The organism is Streptomyces sp. CB00316 (genome assembly GCF_001905595.1).
GTDB lineage: Bacteria > Actinomycetota > Actinomycetes > Streptomycetales > Streptomycetaceae > Streptomyces.
This window is the reverse complement of sequence record NZ_LIXI01000001.1, coordinates 660561-678078: the sequence shown is the minus strand read 5'-3', so window position 1 is coordinate 678078 and position 17518 is coordinate 660561. Positions and strand designations below refer to the sequence as shown.

Annotated in this window: 15 protein-coding genes; 7 read left to right on the top strand and 8 right to left on the bottom strand. The window is 72.1% G+C overall.

All coding sequences use genetic code 11. The features are described from left to right. Positions 1-3: 3 nt before the first annotated feature. Positions 4-744, bottom strand: coding sequence for an SCO2400 family protein (locus tag AMK21_RS02925; protein WP_073873810.1), 741 nt, complete (start codon positions 742-744; stop codon positions 4-6). Positions 745-868: 124 nt separating this feature from the next. Between AMK21_RS02925 and AMK21_RS02920 the strand changes: the two genes are divergently transcribed. The 3 genes from AMK21_RS02920 (at position 869) to AMK21_RS02910 (ending at position 4181) form a co-directional block, all read left to right on the top strand. Continuing rightward, positions 869-1435 (top strand): hypothetical protein, encoded by a 567-nt coding sequence (locus AMK21_RS02920; protein ID WP_199863090.1) that lies wholly within the window; start codon positions 869-871, stop codon positions 1433-1435. Positions 1436-1579: 144 nt separating this feature from the next. Further along, complete coding sequence (locus AMK21_RS02915) at positions 1580-2617, top strand: rod shape-determining protein (protein WP_073873806.1); 1038 nt, start codon at positions 1580-1582, stop codon at positions 2615-2617. A gap of 7 nt (positions 2618-2624) precedes the next feature. After that, positions 2625-4181 (top strand): GAF domain-containing protein, encoded by a 1557-nt coding sequence (locus AMK21_RS02910; RefSeq protein WP_073873804.1) that lies wholly within the window; start codon positions 2625-2627, stop codon positions 4179-4181. A 28-nt stretch (positions 4182-4209) separates the two neighbouring features. Here the strand turns inward: AMK21_RS02910 and AMK21_RS02905 are convergent, their stop codons facing one another. Further along, positions 4210-4641, bottom strand: coding sequence for an Lrp/AsnC family transcriptional regulator (locus AMK21_RS02905; RefSeq protein ID WP_018511664.1), 432 nt, complete (start codon positions 4639-4641; stop codon positions 4210-4212). Positions 4642-4767: 126 nt separating this feature from the next. Between AMK21_RS02905 and AMK21_RS02900 the strand changes: the two genes are divergently transcribed. The 3 genes from AMK21_RS02900 to AMK21_RS02890 all read left to right on the top strand — a co-directional run bounded on the left by AMK21_RS02900 (position 4768) and on the right by AMK21_RS02890 (position 9115). Continuing rightward, on the top strand, positions 4768-6000 hold the full coding sequence (locus tag AMK21_RS02900) for a nitrate/nitrite transporter (RefSeq protein WP_073873802.1): 1233 nt from the start codon (positions 4768-4770) through the stop codon (positions 5998-6000). Between the two features lie 138 nt (positions 6001-6138). Beyond that, positions 6139-7644, top strand: coding sequence for an acyl-CoA synthetase (locus AMK21_RS02895; protein WP_073873800.1), 1506 nt, complete (start codon positions 6139-6141; stop codon positions 7642-7644). Beyond that, positions 7634-9115, top strand: a complete 1482-nt coding sequence (locus AMK21_RS02890; RefSeq protein ID WP_073873798.1) for a carboxyl transferase domain-containing protein — start codon at positions 7634-7636, stop codon at positions 9113-9115. The genes AMK21_RS02895 and AMK21_RS02890 overlap by 11 nt, the downstream gene beginning before the upstream one ends. Before the next feature lie 122 nt (positions 9116-9237). Here the strand turns inward: AMK21_RS02890 and AMK21_RS02885 are convergent, their stop codons facing one another. Continuing rightward, on the bottom strand, positions 9238-10503 hold the full coding sequence (locus tag AMK21_RS02885; protein ID WP_073873796.1) for an MFS transporter: 1266 nt from the start codon (positions 10501-10503) through the stop codon (positions 9238-9240). A 191-nt stretch (positions 10504-10694) separates the two neighbouring features. Here AMK21_RS02885 and AMK21_RS02880 point away from each other — a divergent pair, with 191 nt between their 5' ends. After that, on the top strand, positions 10695-11465 hold the full coding sequence (locus AMK21_RS02880; protein WP_073874245.1) for a potassium channel family protein: 771 nt from the start codon (positions 10695-10697) through the stop codon (positions 11463-11465). Between the two features lie 300 nt (positions 11466-11765). Here AMK21_RS02880 and AMK21_RS02875 read toward each other — a convergent pair whose 3' ends face one another. The 5 genes from AMK21_RS02875 to betT all read right to left on the bottom strand — a co-directional run bounded on the left by AMK21_RS02875 (position 11766) and on the right by betT (position 17511). Then, a complete protein-coding gene (locus AMK21_RS02875) occupies positions 11766-11903 on the bottom strand; it encodes a methionine/alanine import family NSS transporter small subunit (RefSeq protein ID WP_073873794.1) in 138 nt (45 codons plus the stop codon). Next, positions 11903-13435 (bottom strand): sodium-dependent transporter, encoded by a 1533-nt coding sequence (locus AMK21_RS02870; RefSeq protein WP_073873792.1) that lies wholly within the window; start codon positions 13433-13435, stop codon positions 11903-11905. The genes AMK21_RS02875 and AMK21_RS02870 overlap by 1 nt, the downstream gene beginning before the upstream one ends. 290 nt (positions 13436-13725) lie before the next feature. Next, entirely contained in the window at positions 13726-14604 is an 879-nt protein-coding gene (locus tag AMK21_RS02865; RefSeq protein ID WP_073873791.1) for a cytochrome c biogenesis CcdA family protein, read from the bottom strand. Between the two features lie 6 nt (positions 14605-14610). After that, entirely contained in the window at positions 14611-15198 is a 588-nt protein-coding gene (locus AMK21_RS02860; protein ID WP_073873789.1) for a redoxin domain-containing protein, read from the bottom strand. A gap of 189 nt (positions 15199-15387) precedes the next feature. Further along, positions 15388-17511, bottom strand: a complete 2124-nt coding sequence (gene betT, locus AMK21_RS02855) for a choline BCCT transporter BetT (RefSeq protein WP_073873787.1) — start codon at positions 17509-17511, stop codon at positions 15388-15390. Between the last annotated feature and the right edge of the window lie 7 nt (positions 17512-17518).

The following is a 17518-nucleotide window of genomic DNA, read 5'->3' as shown; positions in this document are numbered from 1 at the left end:
CCCCTACCGGCACCACCAGAGGAACGGGGTGCAGGTCGGCGACGGTGTCGGGGAGGGTGTGGGCGTCGCATCCTCGGTCGGGTCGCCCGGCGGGGGCGAAGGCGCCGGTACGGTCGGCGGCTCCTGCGGCTCCTCCGGGCCCGGCGGGTCGGCGGGCGGGCTGTCCGAGGCGTCCGGGGGCGAGCCGGGTGTGGTGGTCGCGTCGCCGGGTTCCCGGTCCGGGCCCGAATTCGAGGACGCCGTGGGCGAGGCCGTCGCCGTGGCGTCGGACGCCGGGGACTCCGCCGGGCCGGCCGCCGGAGCGCTGCCCGACGGCGACGGACCCACGGGCCTGCCCCGGCCGGAGGTGACCGGGCCCGGATCCTGCGCCCCGCCACCGGAGGCGGAGTCCGGCACCGTCTCGTCGGGGCCGCGCGGCGCGTCCTCGACGAAGTCGGCGGCGATGTCGCCCCGGCCCGGCTCCGTCGCCAGCTCCGTCAAGCTCAGCGCGCCCGCCGCGAGGACCAGACCGCCCACCGCGAGCAGCGCCGTACGGCCGCGTCCGCGGTGGCTGCCCCGCGCACGTCGGCGCGAGCGGGCGGCGGGCGCGGGCGTGGCGGCGGCTCCGTCCGGCGCGTCCGGGGCGTGGCCCACGAGGGTCGGCGCGGGCACCGCGAAGGGGCCCGGTGCCTCGGCGGGAGCCCCGCACCCGGCGCAGGCCAGAGCTCCGTTGAGATGCCGTCGGCACGGGTCGCAGTAATCCATGGCGCCCGCAGGTTAGACGTGCGGAGATCGACTCAGGAAGCGGACCAGGTGAGGATCCTGTGAGGAACCCGGGATTCCGCGGACGGCCGGTCCGATACGCCTGACCTGCGCGAGGATGGGCGGCATGACCGCTCCCACCCCCTTCGGCCCCCGCGCATTCCAGCTTGTCCTGCTCCGCCGGATGGCCGACCACCAACCCGATCTGGTCGAGGAGGCACGGCAGGAGCTGAGCGCCTCGCTCGCCGACATGCGGGAGGCCAACCGCCGCTGGCAGGCCATGGTCCGGGCGCCCCGGGGGCGGGGTTCGCTGAGGCGCTACCGCTCGGTGCTCGGGGAGCCGGAACTGACGCTGAAGCGCCGGGTGGGCGACCTGGAGTGCGAGGCCCTGCTCTGGCCGGTGCCCCTCTGGCCGGACCTCCGGTTCGAGGTGATGGCCGCGCCGGGCGGGGCCGTGTGGAACGAGTGGCTCGTCCGGGCGCCGGGGGCGGCGGGCCCCGAGCTCACCTCCGTACCTTCGCTCCGTCCCTGGTCGTGCACCGTGGACGAGGTGGCCCGGGCCTTCCCCCCGGCGCGGCCGATGGAGGGCAGCGCACCGACCCGGTGGGCGCTGGCCCTCACCGACCCGGGCAGCGGGGAGCCGTACGTCGCCGAGTTCACCTGGGGTCTGTTCCAGCGGCTGCTGCCCGGCTGAGGGGTCGGCATCAGCTGGCGGGGCGTCAGCTCACGACCCTCGTACGGCGCATCCCAGCGCGCGCCACCCGGCGGGGAACGCGACGATGCGATGAGAGGCCGGCTGCCGCCGGTACCCCCATCCGTGCTCTCGGGAGAACCTGCCGTGACCGTCAGCCTTGAGCAGTTGCAGCGTTGCCACATCGCCGTCGATCTCGGGGCCGCGAGGACCCGTGTGTACGTCAAGGGGCTCGGGCTCGTCGTCGACGAACCGAGCGTCGCCGCCGTCAACACCCGTACGGGATCGCTCATCGCGGTCGGCGTGCTCGCCGAGCAGATGACCGGCCGCACCCCCGAGTACATCCGGGTGGTCCGCCCGGTCTCCGGCGGAACCGTCGTCGACATCGAGATGGCCCAGCGGATGCTGCGCCACCTGCTCGGCGACAAGCTCCGCCGCCAGCTGCGCCGCAAGCCCCGGCTGCGCGCCGCCGCCTGCACCCCGCACGAGGCCGATCCGCTGGCCCAGCGCGCCACGGTGGAGACCCTCGTCGGGCTCGGCGCCCGGCGGGTCGAGCTGGTGGACACCCTCATCGCGGCGGCCGTGGGCTGCGGGCTGCCGGTCGAACAGCCGACCGCTACCATGATCATGGTGTGCGGCGCGGCCACCACGCAGATCGCCGTGCTCTCGCTCGGCTCGATCGTGACGGCCGTACGGATCCCGGTCGGCGGCAACGCCATCGACGAAGCGGTGATCCAGCACCTGCGCCAGCACCACGAGCTGATGCTCCCGAGCCAGTCCGTGCGCCCGCTGCAGCTGGCGCTGCACGGCAACGGCCTTCAGCTCACCGGACCCGCCCTGACCGAGATCCACGGCCGGGACGTGGCGACCGGCCTGGCCCGCTCGGTGCAGGTCGACACCGCCGCCGTACGGCGGGCCATCCACGCCCCGCTCACCGCCGTCCTCGACGGCGTGGGCAAAGTGCTGCGCGAGTGCCCGCCCGACCTGGTCGCCGACCTCGCGGACCGCGGGATCATGATGGTGGGCGGCAGTGCGCTGCTGCCGGGGCTCGACGAGATGCTCCGCGACGCGACCGGCATGCCGGTGCACATCGCCGACCGCCCCGACGTCTGCTCGGTGCTCGGCCTCGGCGCGATGCTGGACGGCAGGATCCAGCCGATGGTCCTCGACCCGCTGGCGGGTTAGGGGTGTCTTGACCTCCGCCGGCCGACTGCCCCTCCTCCTGGAGGCCGTCCTCAGCATCGGCGGCGACCTCGGGCTCCGGGCCACCCTCCAGCAGATCGTGGACACCGCGACCACGCTGACCGGGGCCCGCTACGGCGCCCTCGGCTTGCTGGAACCCGACCAGGACCGGACCGAGGCGCTGTACACCACCGGGATGACCGAGCCGGAGCGTCAGCGCGTCGCTCACCTCCTCCAGGAGCGCCGCGCGGGGCTCCCGTCCGAGGGCGGCGGCCGGGAGCCGGGTGGACCGCCCGCCCCGGCCTTCCTCACCGCCCCGATCCAGGTGCACACCGAACTCTTCGGCCACCTCTGCCTGGCGGAGAAGGGTTCGGGCCCCTTCTCCGAGACGGACCGGGCCCTGCTGCACGTCCTCGCCTCCCAGGCGGGCATCGCCGTCGGCAACGCCCGGCTCCACGAGAGCGCCCGGCAGCGTGAGCGGTGGATCGAGGGGGCGGCCGCCGTCACCACCGCCCTGCTGACCGGCACCGACGCGGCCGACGCCCTGATGACCGTGGCCGAAGGCGCCCGGGCGCTGGCCGGTGCCTCGGCCGGGGTGATCCTCCAGCCCACCGAGGCGGGCGGGATGGAGATCGTGACCGCCTCCACGCTCGAGGACCCGGCGGGCATCGTCGGCACGACCATCGCCCCCGGCTCCCCCGTCCTGGTCCAACTGCTGGGCGGGGAGCCCGTCTTCATCGACGACTCCGCCACCGACCCCCGGATGACCACCGACGTACGGTCCCGGTTCGGGCCCAGCATGATGCTGCCGCTGCAGAGCGGCGGCCGCCTCATCGGCACCCTCGCGCTGCCCCGGCGGCGCGGCGCGCCCCCGTACACGGCGGTCGACCGGCTGCTGGCGACCCAGTTCGCCTCGCAGGCCGCCCTGGCGCTGGTGATGGCCGACGCGCAGGCGGACCGCGAGCAGCTCGCGGTGTACGAGGACCGCGACCGGATCGCCCGTGACCTGCACGATCTGGTGGTCCAGCGGCTCTTCGCGACCGAGATGATGCTGGAGTCGACGCGTCGGCGGGCGCTGCGGGAGGTGGCGGGCGAGGGAACGGGTGAGGGGTCGGGCGGGCAGGCGGTCGAGCGTTCGGGGGAGGAAGAGGCCGGCGAGCTGCTCGGGAGGGCTGTGGACGAGCTGGACTCCACCGTCCAGGAGGTCCGCACCGCGATCTTCGCCCTCCAGCAGCCACCGGCCGAGGCCCCGAGCACGTTCCGGGGCCGGGTGCTGCGGGAGACCGGGGGCGCCGCGGCGCTGCTGAGGTTTCCGCCGTCGGTGCACTTCACGGGGGCGGTGGACGCGATGGTGGGCGAGGAGACGGGCCGGGAGCTGCTGGCCGCGCTGCGCGGGGCGCTGGCCGCCGCACACCGCAGGCCCGGTATCTCGGCGATCGACGTGGCGGTAGACGCGACGGTCCGGCTGCCCGACGGACGGAGCGCGGTGCGTCTGGTGGTGGCCGATGACGGGCGGGACGAGGAGGGCGGCCGGTCGACGACGGTGACCTGGCAGGCGCCGCTGTGAGCTCCGGACGGGGCCTGGGCGGTCGGTGTCAGTGCTTCGGGGCCGCCCGCAGCGCGATCCGGGTGGTGGAGTGGGCCACCCCCGCCTCGCGTTTCAGTCGCCGCAGCAGCGAGTCCAGCGCCACCGGGTCGGCCGCCGTGGCGCGGATGAGGTAGTCGTGGCCGCCCGTCACGTGCACCACCTCCGTGATCCCGGGCAGCATCAGCACCGAGCGCTCGAACTCCTCGTTCGTCGTGTCGAGCCGCAGTGTCACATCGATGAAGACGACCAGGCCCGAACGGGTGTCGGCGGCCGGGTCGACGATGACGGTGAAGCCGCGGATCACCCCGTCCTTGCGCATGCGGCGGACCCGGTCGCCCGCCGCGTTGGCGCTGAGCCCCACGCGTACGCCCAGATCCCGGTACGAGATCCGCGCGTCCTCCTGGAGAATGCCGAGGATTTCCCTGTCCAGCCGATCCATACCGCGATTGTCCCAGCTTGTGGCGATATCGGCTGAGGGGAGCCACGAAGAGCCGCAGGGAGCCCCTGTCGCCCGGTCGGCGCAGGCCGGCGGGCCGTGCGCTCCCCCGCGGCCTTGACTTGCCGTGTGGATACCGCCGTCAAGCAGTCCCCCGAGCCCTCGGACGCCCCCGCTCCGGCGGCCGCCGGAGCCTCCCCGGCGGCGTACGGCAATCTCGTCATGGCGACGATCGGCTTCGCCCTCACCTTCTGGGCGTGGAACCTGATCGCGCCGATGTCCGGCGACTACAGGGACCGGCTCGGGCTCAGCTCGTTCCAGCAGTCGTTCCTGGTGGCCGTGCCGGTGCTCGTCGGGTCGCTCGGCCGGATCCCGGTGGGCGCGCTGACCGACAAGTACGGCGCGAAGCTGATGTTCCCGCTGGTGTCGGCGCTGACGATCGTGCCGGTGCTGCTGCTGATCCCGGCGAAGAACTCGTACGGCGCGATGATCGCGGTCGGCTTCCTGCTCGGGCTCGGCGGCACGACGTTCGCGATCGGTGTCCCGCTGGTCAACTCGTGGTTCCCGCCCGCCAGGCGGGGGTCCGCACTGGGTGTGTTCGGGATGGGCATGGGCGGGGTCGCGCTCTCCGGCTACTTCACCCCGCGCATCGCGAAGCACGGCGACAACCTGCCGTTCCTCGTCGTGGCGGGCGCGCTGGTCGTGTTCGCGCTGCTCGCCGCCGTCCTGGTCAGCGACCACCCCGACCGGAAGATCCCCACGGCAACGCTGGTGCACCGGCTGGGCGAGGCCGGGAAGCTGCGGGTGACCTGGGAGCTGTCGGCGCTGTACGCGATCGGCTTCGGCGGGATCGTGGCGTTCGGGGTCTATCTGCCGACGTACCTGAAGACCTGGTACGAGATGTCACCGACCGAGGCGGGCACCAAGGCGGCCGGGTTCGCGCTGGTCACGGTCGTCTTCCGGCCGCTCGGCGGCTGGCTCTCGGACCGGATCCACCCGGCGCTGGTGACGTCCGGCGCGCTGTTGCTGGCGGCCCTGATGGCGGTCGTCCAGGCCTTCGAGCCGCCGCTGAACCCGGCCGGCACGATCGCCCTGCTGACCATGGCGGCCGGGCTCGGCACCGCGAGCGGGAGCGTGTTCGCCCTGGTCTCGCAGGTGACCCCGCAGCCGAAGGTGGGCAGTGTGACGGGGATCGTCGGCGCGATGGGCGGGCTCGGCGGTTTCGTGCCACCGCTCGTGATGGGGGCGATCTACAGCGCCAAGGACTCGTACGCCATCGGCTTCATGCTTTTGTCCGATCTGGCGCTGGCCGGGTGCGTGTACGCGTACGGGCGGATGCGGAACATCCAGCGCGACGGGTGAGCCATGCGTGGGGTGTCCCTTCCTGACGGTACGTGGGGCCTGTCAGGCAAGGCCCCGAGAGCCCGACCTGGGGTGACGCTGCCCTCATCGGCCTCCGGGCCCCGGCGAGGTCCGCGCCGACCCCCTAGGCTTCCCGGCGTGACCCTCCTTCTTTCCGCGCTCCAGTCCCCCACCGGCCCGGCAGCCCGCCGGGAGGCCGTCCGTTTCGGTGCCCTCTCCCTGACCTACGGCGAGCTGGCCGCCGCCTCCACCGCCCTCGCCGCACGGATCGCGGACGCGGGCCGGGTCGCCGTCTGGGCCACCCCGACGCCGGAGACGGTGATCGCGGTGGTGGCGGCGCTGCGGGCCGGGGTGCCGACCGTACCGCTCAACCCCCGTACCGGCGAAGCCGAGTTGGCGCACATCCTGGCCGACAGCGAGCCCACCGCCGTCCTGGCGGGCCCGGACGACGAGCTGCCCCCGGCGCTGGAGAAGCTGCGGCGGGTAACGGTCGACGCGCGGGCGGCGTCCGAGGCCCCGGAGGAGTACGGGCCGGGCGAGGCGCCCGCCGAGGCGCCCGCCCTGATCGTCTACACCTCCGGCACCACCGGCCCGCCCAAGGGGGCCGTCCTGCCCCGCCGGGCCATCGCCGCATCCCTGGACGCGCTGGAGGAGGCCTGGGGGTGGACCGGCGACGACGTCCTGGTCCACGCGCTGCCGCTGTTCCACGTCCACGGGCTGATCCTGGGCGTGCTCGGGCCGTTGCGGCGGGGCGGCACCCTGCGCCACCTGGGGAAGTTCTCCACCGAGGGGGTGGCCCGCGAGCTGGGGTCCGGGGGCACGATGCTGTTCGGCGTACCGACGATGTACCACCGGCTGGCCGAGGTGCTGGACGCCCCGGCGAGCGACGGGGAGCGGGACGCTCCGACGGGTGATGCCGAACGGGACGAGCTCGCCGGGGCGCTGGCGGGGGCGCGGCTGCTGGTCTCCGGTTCGGCGGCGCTCCCCGTCCATGACCACGAGCGCATCGCGGCGGCGACCGGGCGGCGCGTGATCGAGCGGTACGGGATGACGGAGACCCTGATGAACACGGGGATCCGGGCGGACGGCGTACCACGCCCGGGCACGGTCGGCCCGCCGCTCGCCGGGGTGGAGCTGCGCCTGGTGGAGGAGGACGGCACGGTACTGGAGGGGCCGGAGGCTGTCGGCGAGATCCAGGTGCGTGGCCCGAACCTCTTCACCGGCTACCTGAACCGGCCCGACGCCACGGCCGCAGCGCACACGGCGGACGGCTGGTTCCGTACGGGCGACGTCGGCACGGTGGACGAGGACGGGTACGTCACGATCGTCGGGCGCAAGGCCACCGACCTGATCAAGAGCGGCGGCTACAAGATCGGCGCGGGCGAGATCGAGAACGTGCTCCTCGGCCACCCCGGCGTCCGGGAGGCGGCCGTGACCGGTGAGGAGGACCCGGACCTCGGCGAGCGGGTCGTGGCGTGGGTGGTCGCGGCCGACCCGGACTCTCCGCCGCCGGCCGAAGAGTTGGCGGACCATGTGGCGGACCAACTGGCCCCGCACAAGCGCCCGCGCACGGTGCACTTCCTGGACGCGCTGCCCCGTAACGACCTGGGCAAGATCATGAAGAGGTCGCTCCATGCCCGCTGAGCCCGCTGAGCCCGCCGCCCCCTCGGCACCGACGAGTGGCCGACTGTCGGCCCGGGAGACCATCGCGCTGCTCACGGGCGGCGCGGGCTTCACCGAACACCGCCCGACTCCGCGCACTCTGTCACCGGACGGTCCGCTCGGCTGGGCGGGGTACGACGCGGCGCGGGAGCGGGCGGCGGAGCGGACGGGCGAGGTCGAGTCCGTGGTGTACGGCACCGGGGTCGTCGGCGACCGGGAGTGCGTGCTGCTCTCCTTCGAATTCGGCTTCCTGGGCGGCTCGTTGGGGCAGCTGACGGGCGACCGTCTGGAGGCCGCGTACGGGCTGGCGCTGTCGCGGCGCCTCCCGCTGCTCGCGCTCGTCGCCACGGGCGGCAGCCGGATGCAGGAGGGCATGGTCGCACTCACCCAGCTCCAGCGGGTGGCGGCCGCCTCCACCCGGCTGCGCGCGGCGGGGCTCCCGCAGATCGCCGTGGTCCGCGACCCCACGACCGGCGGCGGCTGGGCGACGGTGGGGGCGGGCGCGGACGTGGTGCTGGCCCTGCCGGGCGCCCAGGTCGGGTTCGCCGGGTCCCGGGTGCGGCCGCCGGAGGCGGACCCGTACGCGTACGGGGCCGAGGGCCAGTTCGCGGCGGGCCAGGTGGACGCGGTGGTCCCGGCCGGGGAGCTTCCGGGCACGGTGGGACTGTGGCTGCGGGCGCTGGGGGCGGGTGGGGCGTCGCGGGCCGGGGCCGGGGCCGAGGCGCGTGAGACCGAGGCGCCTCAGGGCGGGGCCGGGGCGCCTCAGGCCCGGGCGGCCGCCCGCGTGGACGGGCCTGACGCCGCGCCGCTCCCGCGGGCCCAGGCGTCCTCCGCCTCCGGGCTGCCCACGAGCGGACGGGAGGCGGTGGAGCGGGCCCGTTCATCGCAACGCCCGCGTGCGGAGGCGTACTTGGCGGACTACTTCACCGTACGGCTCCCCCTCCACGGGGACAGGTGCGGCGGCACGGACCCGGGGCTGCTGACCGGCTTCGGCCTGCGCGCGGACGGGCGGCCGGTCGCGTACGTAGCCCAGTGCGGGACCCCGACCCGCCCGGCCGGGTACCGCGCGGCGGCCCGCACGATCCGGCTCGCGGACCGGCTCGGCGTCCCCGTCCTCACCCTGGTCGACACCCCGGGCGCCGCCAACGACGCCGAGGCGGAACGGGCGGGCGCGGGCGCGGCCATCGCGGACACCTTCGCGGCGATCGCGGCGGCCCGGGTACCGGTGACGACGCTGGTGATCGGCGAGGGCGGCTCGGGCGGTGCGCTGGCCCTCGCGGCGCCGGGCAACACCCATGTCACGGCGGACAGCTACTTCTCCGTCATCGCCCCCGAGCTGGCGGCGGCGATCCTTAAACGGCCCCCGTCGGAGACGGGCGCCACCGCCGACCAGCTCCGCCTGCGGCCTCAGGACCTGGTGGAGTCGGGGATCGCCCGCTCGATCGTCACGTGAGCCGCGGCCGGGAGGCACTCACGGCTGCCGGGCCGCCGTCCGCACCAGGGAGCCCCACAAAGAGCAGTGGCCCGGTCCGCGGTGGCGCCCAGGCGCTCCAGGGGCACGCCGTCGCGCGGCCTCTACGGCTGGGGGTCCCGGGCGTCGTAGCGGGCGAAGCCGCGCCACTTCAGGGCGAGCAGGGAGACGGCGACGACGCAGGCGGTGCCTCCGCCGACGACGGCCACGGCGGGCGAGGTGAGGTCGGCGACCGAACCGGCCAGGAAGTCGCCGAGCCGGGGCCCGCCCGCGACGACGACGATGAACACACCCTGGAGCCGGCCGCGCATCTCGTCGGGAACCGCCGCTTGGAGCATGGTGTTGCGGAAGACCATGGACACGGTGTCGGCGCACCCGGCGAGCGCCAGGAAGAGCAGCCCGAGCCAGAGGTGCCGGGTGAGCCCGAAGACGGCGATGGCGGCGCCCCAGCTGCCGACGGCCAGCAGGACGGCGAGGCCGTGCAGCCGGACACGGCCGAGCCAGCCGGAGAACACCCCGCCGAGGAGTGCCCCGAGCGCGGGAGCGGCGACGAGCATGCCGGTGGTCCGGGCGTCACCGCCGTACCAGACGATGGCGACGACCGGGAAGAGTGCCCGGGGGTGGGCGAGGACCATGGCGCACAGGTCGGTCAGGAAGGTCATCCGGAGGGTGGGACGGCCTCCCAGGAACCGCAGCCCTTCCAGTACGGAGGCCCGCTTGCGCGCCCCGCTGTCCTCCCGGTCCGGCAGCATCGAGGGCAGCCGCCACATCGCGTAGAGGGAGGCGGTGAAGGTGAGCGCGTCGACGGTGTACGCGGCGCGGTACCCCCACCAGCCGACGATCAGCCCGCCCAGCATCGGGCCGACGAGCGCACCGGTCGTACTGGTCATGGAGCTCAACGCGTTGGCGGCGGGGAGCTGTTCGGGCGGCAGCAGCCGGGCGATCATCGAGGAGCGGGCGGGTGCGTTGAGGGCGAAGCAGACGGCTTGGAGGGCGACGATCGCGTACAGCAGGCCGACGTTCTCGATGCCCGCGAAGGTGGCGGCCGTCAGGACGAGGGCCAGGGAGAGAGATCCCGCCGCGCTGAACAGGCCGAGCTTGCGCCGGTCGACGGTGTCGGCGACGGCTCCGCCGTAGAGCCCGAACACCACGAGCGGCACGAGTGAACAGAACCCGATGAGCCCCACGGAGAACGCGGACCCGGTGATGTCGTAGACCTGGAGCGACACGGCGAGGGCCGTCATGCCCTGCCCGATCCAGGAGACGGTGTTGCCGAACCAGAGCCGCCGGTAGTCGGGCGAGGAACGCAGCGGGGTGAGGTCGGCGAATATCCGGGTACGGTGAACGGGCGGCTCGGTCGTTTCGGTCACAGGGGATGGTAGTCACGATCGGTTCCCGACGGCCCTGGCGGCCACCCGAGCAGGTGGGGAGACCTTCGAGAAGGGGCGCGTGGCGGGGCGAGAAGGAGCTGTGCGACGGGAATGGGGTCCGCGGCCCTCCGCGGCCTCACGCGCACATGCGCATCGGGGCCGGCTCCCCACGCGGTCTCTACGATGCCCGCATGAAGCATCGAACCGCCCTGGACCGCTGGGAACAGCACACGCGTACCCCGCTGATGGTACTGGCCGTGGTGTTCGCCGCCGCCTACGCCCTTCCCGTCCTCGCTCCGGACGCACCGGCTTGGGCACGCACCGCGTGCGGGGCGGCCGAGTGGGCGGTGTGGGCGACCTTCGCCGTCGACTACCTGACGCGGCTGCTGCTCACCCCCGGCAAGTGGGCCTTCGTCCGCAGCCATCCGCTGGACCTGCTGGCAGTGGCCCTGCCGCTCGTCCAACCGCTGCGCCTGCTGCGACTGCTGTCCACACTGCTGCTGGTGGGCCGACGAGCCAGGCACGCTCCACAGGTCACGATGACCGTGTATGTCGCGGGGTCCGTCGTCGGACTCATGATGTTCGGTTCGCTCGCGGTGCTCCAGGTGGAACGGGATGCGCCGAGCGGCAACATCCGCACGATCGGAGATGCCGTGTGGTGGTCCTTCACGACCATGACGACGGTGGGCTACGGGGACCTGGCGCCCACCACCGGACTCGGCAGGCTGCTCGCCGTGGGCCTGATGCTCTCCGGCATCGCACTGCTCGGTGTGGTGACGGCGAACATCGCGGCCTGGTTCATCTCTCGCTTCGAACGGGACAACGCCGAGGAAAGAAGGCAGACGGCACTCCTGGAGGCTCTGACAGCAGAAGTGGCCGCGCTGCGGGCCGAGCTGGCACGTGGCGCCGGCGCCTCCGAGCCCGCGTCGAGAGTGCCCGGCCCTTCGTCTGCCGGGCCGTGACCCCCGTCCGCCGGATCACGGCTCCGCATGAGCGAGCTGCCAGGACCGCGGCTTCAGGATCCTCATCCCCCGACTTTCCCCGCGATGATCTGTCGGCCGCGGGTGGTGTCCACCACGATGGGGATGCCGTCGGGAATGCGGCCTTCGAGGTCGCCGAGCAGATGGCGGAGACCATGAGCGGCTCCGCCGGGAGCCGGCCCCGCACGGCCCGGGACCGCGGCAGACCCCGCCACAGTGTGGCGGCCGTCTGCCGCGAACCCGCCGGCCCAGTACGTCTCCCAGGGGCCGGCAAGGGCTCGGTCACTCGGCCCGGTGGGCGCCGGGCGGCAACTCTTCCGGCGGCTCCGAGTGGCCCCTCAGGCGGAGGATGGCGGCGATCAGTCCACCCCAGACGATGAGCATGGCGACAACCATCATGACGATGGCGCTGGCGGACATCAGCGGTCCTTCCGGTCAGCGGGCGACTCCATGTCCAGGTCGATGTCCTCGCCACCGGCCGGCCACGGCATCAGAGTGAGGATGACCCCTACCAGCAGTGCGCCGATGGCGACGCTCCAGCCTGCGGAGAGCAGGAAGCCGGTCGAATAGCCCTCATAGTTCTCCTCGAACTCGGTCCGTAGGCTGTCGATCATCATCCAGCCCAGCACCAGCGGTGTGATGACACCGAGGCAGATACGCCACCAGCGGCCGAGCCGGATGGCGGAGGTGGCGTCTGCGTTCTGCTGGAGGCTGGGCAGTTGCCGCAGCACCCAGACGATCACGATCAGCCCGACCAGAGCCGCCAGGGCGATGCCGTACTGATTGATGAAGTGGTCGGACGCGTCGAGCAGATAGATGCCGGACTCGGTAGGGAACAACAGGACCGAGACCAACGCCACCAGACCGCCGATCCCCAGGACCGCCGGCATGCGCCGCATGCCGGTCCGGTCCTGTACGGCCGAGACGACCACCTGCACGATGGAGATCAGCGAGGAGAGCCCCGCGATCACCAGGGAGCTGAAGAAGAGCACGCCGAAGAGGCCACCTAGCGGCATTTCCGAGATCACCGCGGGGAAGGCGACGAACGCCAGGCCGATGCCCGCGCCGGCGACTTCGTCGACGCCGACCCCCGAGGCGGTCGCCAGATAGCCCAGAGTCGCGAAGACCCCGATACCCGCCAGGATCTCGAACGAGCTGTTGGCGAACCCCGCCACCATCGCGGAACCCGTCAGATCGGCCCGGCGGCCCAGGTACGACGCGTACGTGACCATGATTCCGAAGCCGATGGACAGGGAGAAGAAGATCTGCCCGTAGGCAGCGACCCAGACGCTGCCGCTGCCGAGTTCCGACCAGTTCGGCGCGAAGAGGGCGTCGAGACCTGTGGCCGCTCCGTCCAGCGTGAGCGCCCGGATCACCAGCGCGGCGAACAGGACGAAGAGCAACGGAATGAAGATCTTGTTGGCACGCTCGATACCTCGCCGGATACCGAACGCCAGGACGACCAGCACGACCGCCCACACGGCGATGAGCGGCCAGAACACCCCTGGTACGAAGCCGTCCAGGAAGCCCGGGGTCTCAGGGGCCCGCAGGAAGTCGCCGAAGAGGAACGCCTCCGGGTCGTCGCCCCACTGCCGGCCCACCGAGAACCCCACGTACCGCACGGCCCAGGCGATGATGACGGCGTAGTAGGTGGCGATCACGAAGGAGATCGCCACCTGCCACCATCCGATGACCTCTGCCGGCCGGGCCATCCTGCGCAGAGCGGCGGGGGGCGACAGACGGTACTTGCGCCCGATGGCGTACTCCATGATCAACAGCGGAATGCCCGCCGAGAGGAGCGCGATGAGGTACGGCAGCAGGAAGGCGCCACCACCGTTCTCGTAGGCGATGGCGGGAAACCGCCAGATATTGCCGAGCCCGACGGCCGAGCCGATGGCGGCCAGCAGAAAGCCGGTGCGGGTGGCCCATTGCTCACGTGGCTGCTCTGCCATTTGCAGTCCTCGGATCCCCTCATAGCGCTGCGGATCAAACTGATGGAACGTTAGCGCGGAAAGTGCCCCAAACCACCCTGACAGGGCCCACAGATGACACGAAGACTGCGCACACCGACCAAGCGCTGGAGGGCTCGAACGCTTTCGGCGTCACATTCGCCGCCCTGCTTTCGACGGGTCACCGTAGACCCGACCGCGGGGACCGCGTGCGCGCGCACCCGCCGGTCCGCGCCCAGACCGACCGGGTCGGCGGGGAATGTCGCCGGGCGTCGCAGCGAGTCTCCGCCGCGTCAGCTCTTGTGGCTGGATGCGTCCGTCGACCGGTCCTCCGTCTGCGCTCGCCTGCGGCGGATCGCCCAGGCTGTCAGGAGGAGCACGGCCAGAAGGGTGGCCAGGACGGTGGGGCCGACGGAGTCCAGTGCGTCGGCGAGGGCGCGCTGAGCGGCTCCGGCGGTGTCGATGACGGGGTCGGTGACGGCGGGGTCGCGCTGGACGCGGATCTCGTACCAGCCGTAGTAGGCGACGTACGCCCCGACGAGGAGGAGGAGTCCGCCGCCGATGCGCGGTGCGAGGGCACCGACCCGGCGCAGTTGGCCGACGGCTGTGCTGCGGGTGAGGGCTACGGTCAGGGACGCGACGCCGACGATGAGTCCCATACCGCCCGCGTACGCGGCGAAGAGGACGGCCCCCTCGGCGGTGGAGCCGCTGCGGAAGGCGGAGACGACGATGGCGAGGAACGGGGCGATGGTGCAGCCCAGGGACGCGGTGGCGTAGGCCATGCCGAACAGGGCCATCGAGGGGATGGACCGGGTCACGGCGGGGGCCCGTCGGACTCTCGGCAACATGACGGGCAGTTGGCGGCCGGTCAGCAACCAGCCACCGGCGACGGCCATGAGAACGCCGAAGGTGACGGTGAACCACGGCAGGTGTTCCTGGACCTGGCCGGCCACAGGCTGGACGGCCAGGCCGAATATGCCGAACAGGGCGGTGAAACCGACGGTGATCGAGGCGGTCGCAACTAGGGCCCGGGTTATGGCGACACCGCGAGTGGGACTGTCGTCGCCGAGGACGAGGAGGGACAGGTAGGCGGGGAGCAGGGCGAAGCCACAGGGGTTGACGGCGGCGAGAACGCCCGCGGTGAGCGCGAGGGCGAGCGGGAGGTCGGACATCGCGGGTCAGCCGACCAGCCCGGCGACCTTCTCGGCCAGCCCTTCGCCTTTGGGCAGGACGCCCTCGTAGACGGTCTTCCCGCCCTTGTCGAGGATGACGTAGCGGCTCTGCTCCGTGACCTCGAAGCGCTTCCAGACCTCGCCGTTCTCGTCGGACAGGTGCGGAAAGCCACTGGTCCGCGTGTCGGCGACGAAGTCCTTCATGGCCTTGTTCCTGTCCAGGCCCGCCACACCGACGACGTGGGCCCGGCCCGCGTAGTCAGCGGCGACCTTGCTGGTCGCCGTGGCCTGGGCCTTGCACTTGGGGCACCAGGGCGCCCAGAACCACAGCACGGTCGGCCTGCCCGCCAGGCTGCTGGCGTCGAAGTGCTCGCCGTCCACCGTGGTCGCGGTGAACCGCAGCGGCCGCGGCACCTCGGGCTTGGCGGCCTCCTCGCTTCCGGCGCCCGGGGAGGCCGGCGGCAGGCCGGTGGGCGAGGAGCCGGAGGACCGTGTGTCCGCCGTCGCGTTGTCGGTGCCGCTGTTCGCACCGCATCCCGCGAGGGCGAGCAGAGCGGCGGCAAGGGCGGCGGGAAGAACGGAGCGGGTACGCATGGAGGACTCCTGGGCGATCGGGATGGGAGTGACTCTAGATCCGACCTGCCCGCCCCGCGGATGCCGCAGGGCTTACGCTTCGGTGACGTACGCCGCAGGCCCTGGCCGAGGCGGTCGGGGGCCCGGCTCATCGCACCGCAGCTGTACACGGCGAAGACACCCACTCCGGCTTCGGCCGAGGCGCGACTGCTACTCCGGCTGGTCCGCGTCCGGGGCGTCGGGGCGGTGACCGGGGAAAGCCGACCCTGCTGTGGCCTCGTGGTGCAGCCGCAGGAACTCCATGTGTCGCTCGTACTGGTCGAGGGTGTCACCGATGAGTTGTTCCCTGGTGTAGCCCATGACGTCGTACCCCTGGTTGCCCTCGGCCAGTTGGACCTCGAAGCGCACATAGGTGTCGTGGGTGCTCACCGACCGGGTGGCGAAACCCGGGGTGGGCCGTTCGACGGGCCAGGCCCGATAGATGAACTGGTCCTTCGGGCCGATCGGCACGGCGAGGCCGACGTATGAGAGGCCGTTCTCTTCGACGGTGCCGGACAGGATCTGCGCATCCGCCCCTTGCTCACGCAGTTCTTGGACGACTTCCTCGAACGCCGGGCGGCAGACGTCCTCCACGAATCTGGCGGCTGCCCGTCTGCCGGGGAAGGACATCGCCCGCGACAGCCTCTGGCGCCAGTTCCGCGCCCCCGTAGGCCCCTGCTGCGTGGTCCGTCCGGAGAGCGACCCCGGCAGGGTGGTGGTGAGTGCCTCCTCACGCATCCGCTCGGAGCGCAGCGCCAGGTAGAGCCCCGCCATGATCAGGAACATCACGAACGAGAAGGGCAACCCCATGATGATCGTGGCGTCGGTGAGGGCCTGCACGCCGCCCACCAGGAGCATGGCGAGTGTGAGCAGGCCCGTCGCCACCGCCCAGAAGACGCGGAGCCAGGTCCGCGCGTCGGTCACAGGTGTGGGGAGGTGCGAGCTGAGGTTGCCCATGACCAGGGCTCCGGAGTCGGCGGAGGTGACGTACAGGAGCAGCCCGACGAAGGTCGCGAGTCCTGCACTGAACATCGCCCCGGGGTATTGGTCCAGCAATCCGTAGAAGGCCTGCTCGGGGGAGTTGAGCGCGGTCTCCCCGAAAGCGGAGTTGCCGTCGCGCACCACGAACAGTGCGCTGTTGCCGAAGACGGCCAGGAAGAGGCCGGTGAAGAGGAACGGGATGATCAGGGTCGCGGCGACGAACTGGCGCAGTGTGCGGCCTCGCGAGATCCGAGCGAGGAACAGACCCACGAACGGCGCCCAGGCGATCCACCAGGCCCAGAAGAACAGCGTCCAGGCGTCCAGCCATTCGGTCGGCTGATCGTAGGCGAAGGTGTTCAGTGTCATCGACGGAAATCCGCTGAGGTAGTCGCCGATGTTCTGAACCAGCGCGTTGAGTAGCCGGAACGGTTCGCCGACGACCAGGATGTACAGCATCAGCAGCACCGCGAGGAGCACGTTGAGCTGCGACAGTCGGCGGATGCCCTTGTCGACCCCGGCAGCCGCCGAAACGGTGGCCATCACCACCGCGACGGCGATGAGCCCGATCTGTGCGGGCAGACCCTCCGGGACGCCGAAGAGGACCTTGAGCCCGTAGTTCAGCTGCACCACGCCGATGCCGAGAGACACGGAGATCCCGAAGACCGTACCGATGATGGCCGCCAGGTCGACGGCGTCACCGATCCTGCCGTGGATCCGACGGCCGATGATCGGGTAGATCGCGGAGCGGATGGCGAGCGGCAACTTGTGACGGAAGGCGAAGTAGCCGAGCGCCATACCCATCAGCGCGTACATGGCCCAGCCGGTGATGCCGTAGTGGAACAGCGTCCACACCACGGCCTGCTGGGCCGCCTCCAGCGACTCGGGGTCCCCTTCCGGTGGCACCAGGTAGTGGCTCACCGGGCCGGCGACGGAGAAGAACATCAAGTCGATGCCGATGCCCGCCGCGAACAACATCGCGGCCCAGGCGAAGAGCCCGTAATCCGGTTTGTAGTGCTTGGGACCGAGCTTGATCGTGCCGTACTTCGACAACCCGATGAAGACGACGAACACGAGATACAGGGTCGCGGCGAGGAAGTAGTACCAGCCGAACCAGCCGGAGATCCTGTCGACCACCACGCCGATGACCTCCTCGGCACCCGAGGGGGTGATGATCGCCCAGATCGAGATGGCCAGGATGAGCGTCGCGGAGCCGAAGAAGACCAACGGTTTGAGCGAGCTCGTCCCTTCCGCACCGGGATCGGCCTGCGGCTCGTCCGCGTCAGGCCTGGGGCCCTTGTCTCCTACGGTCGACATGGTCGGC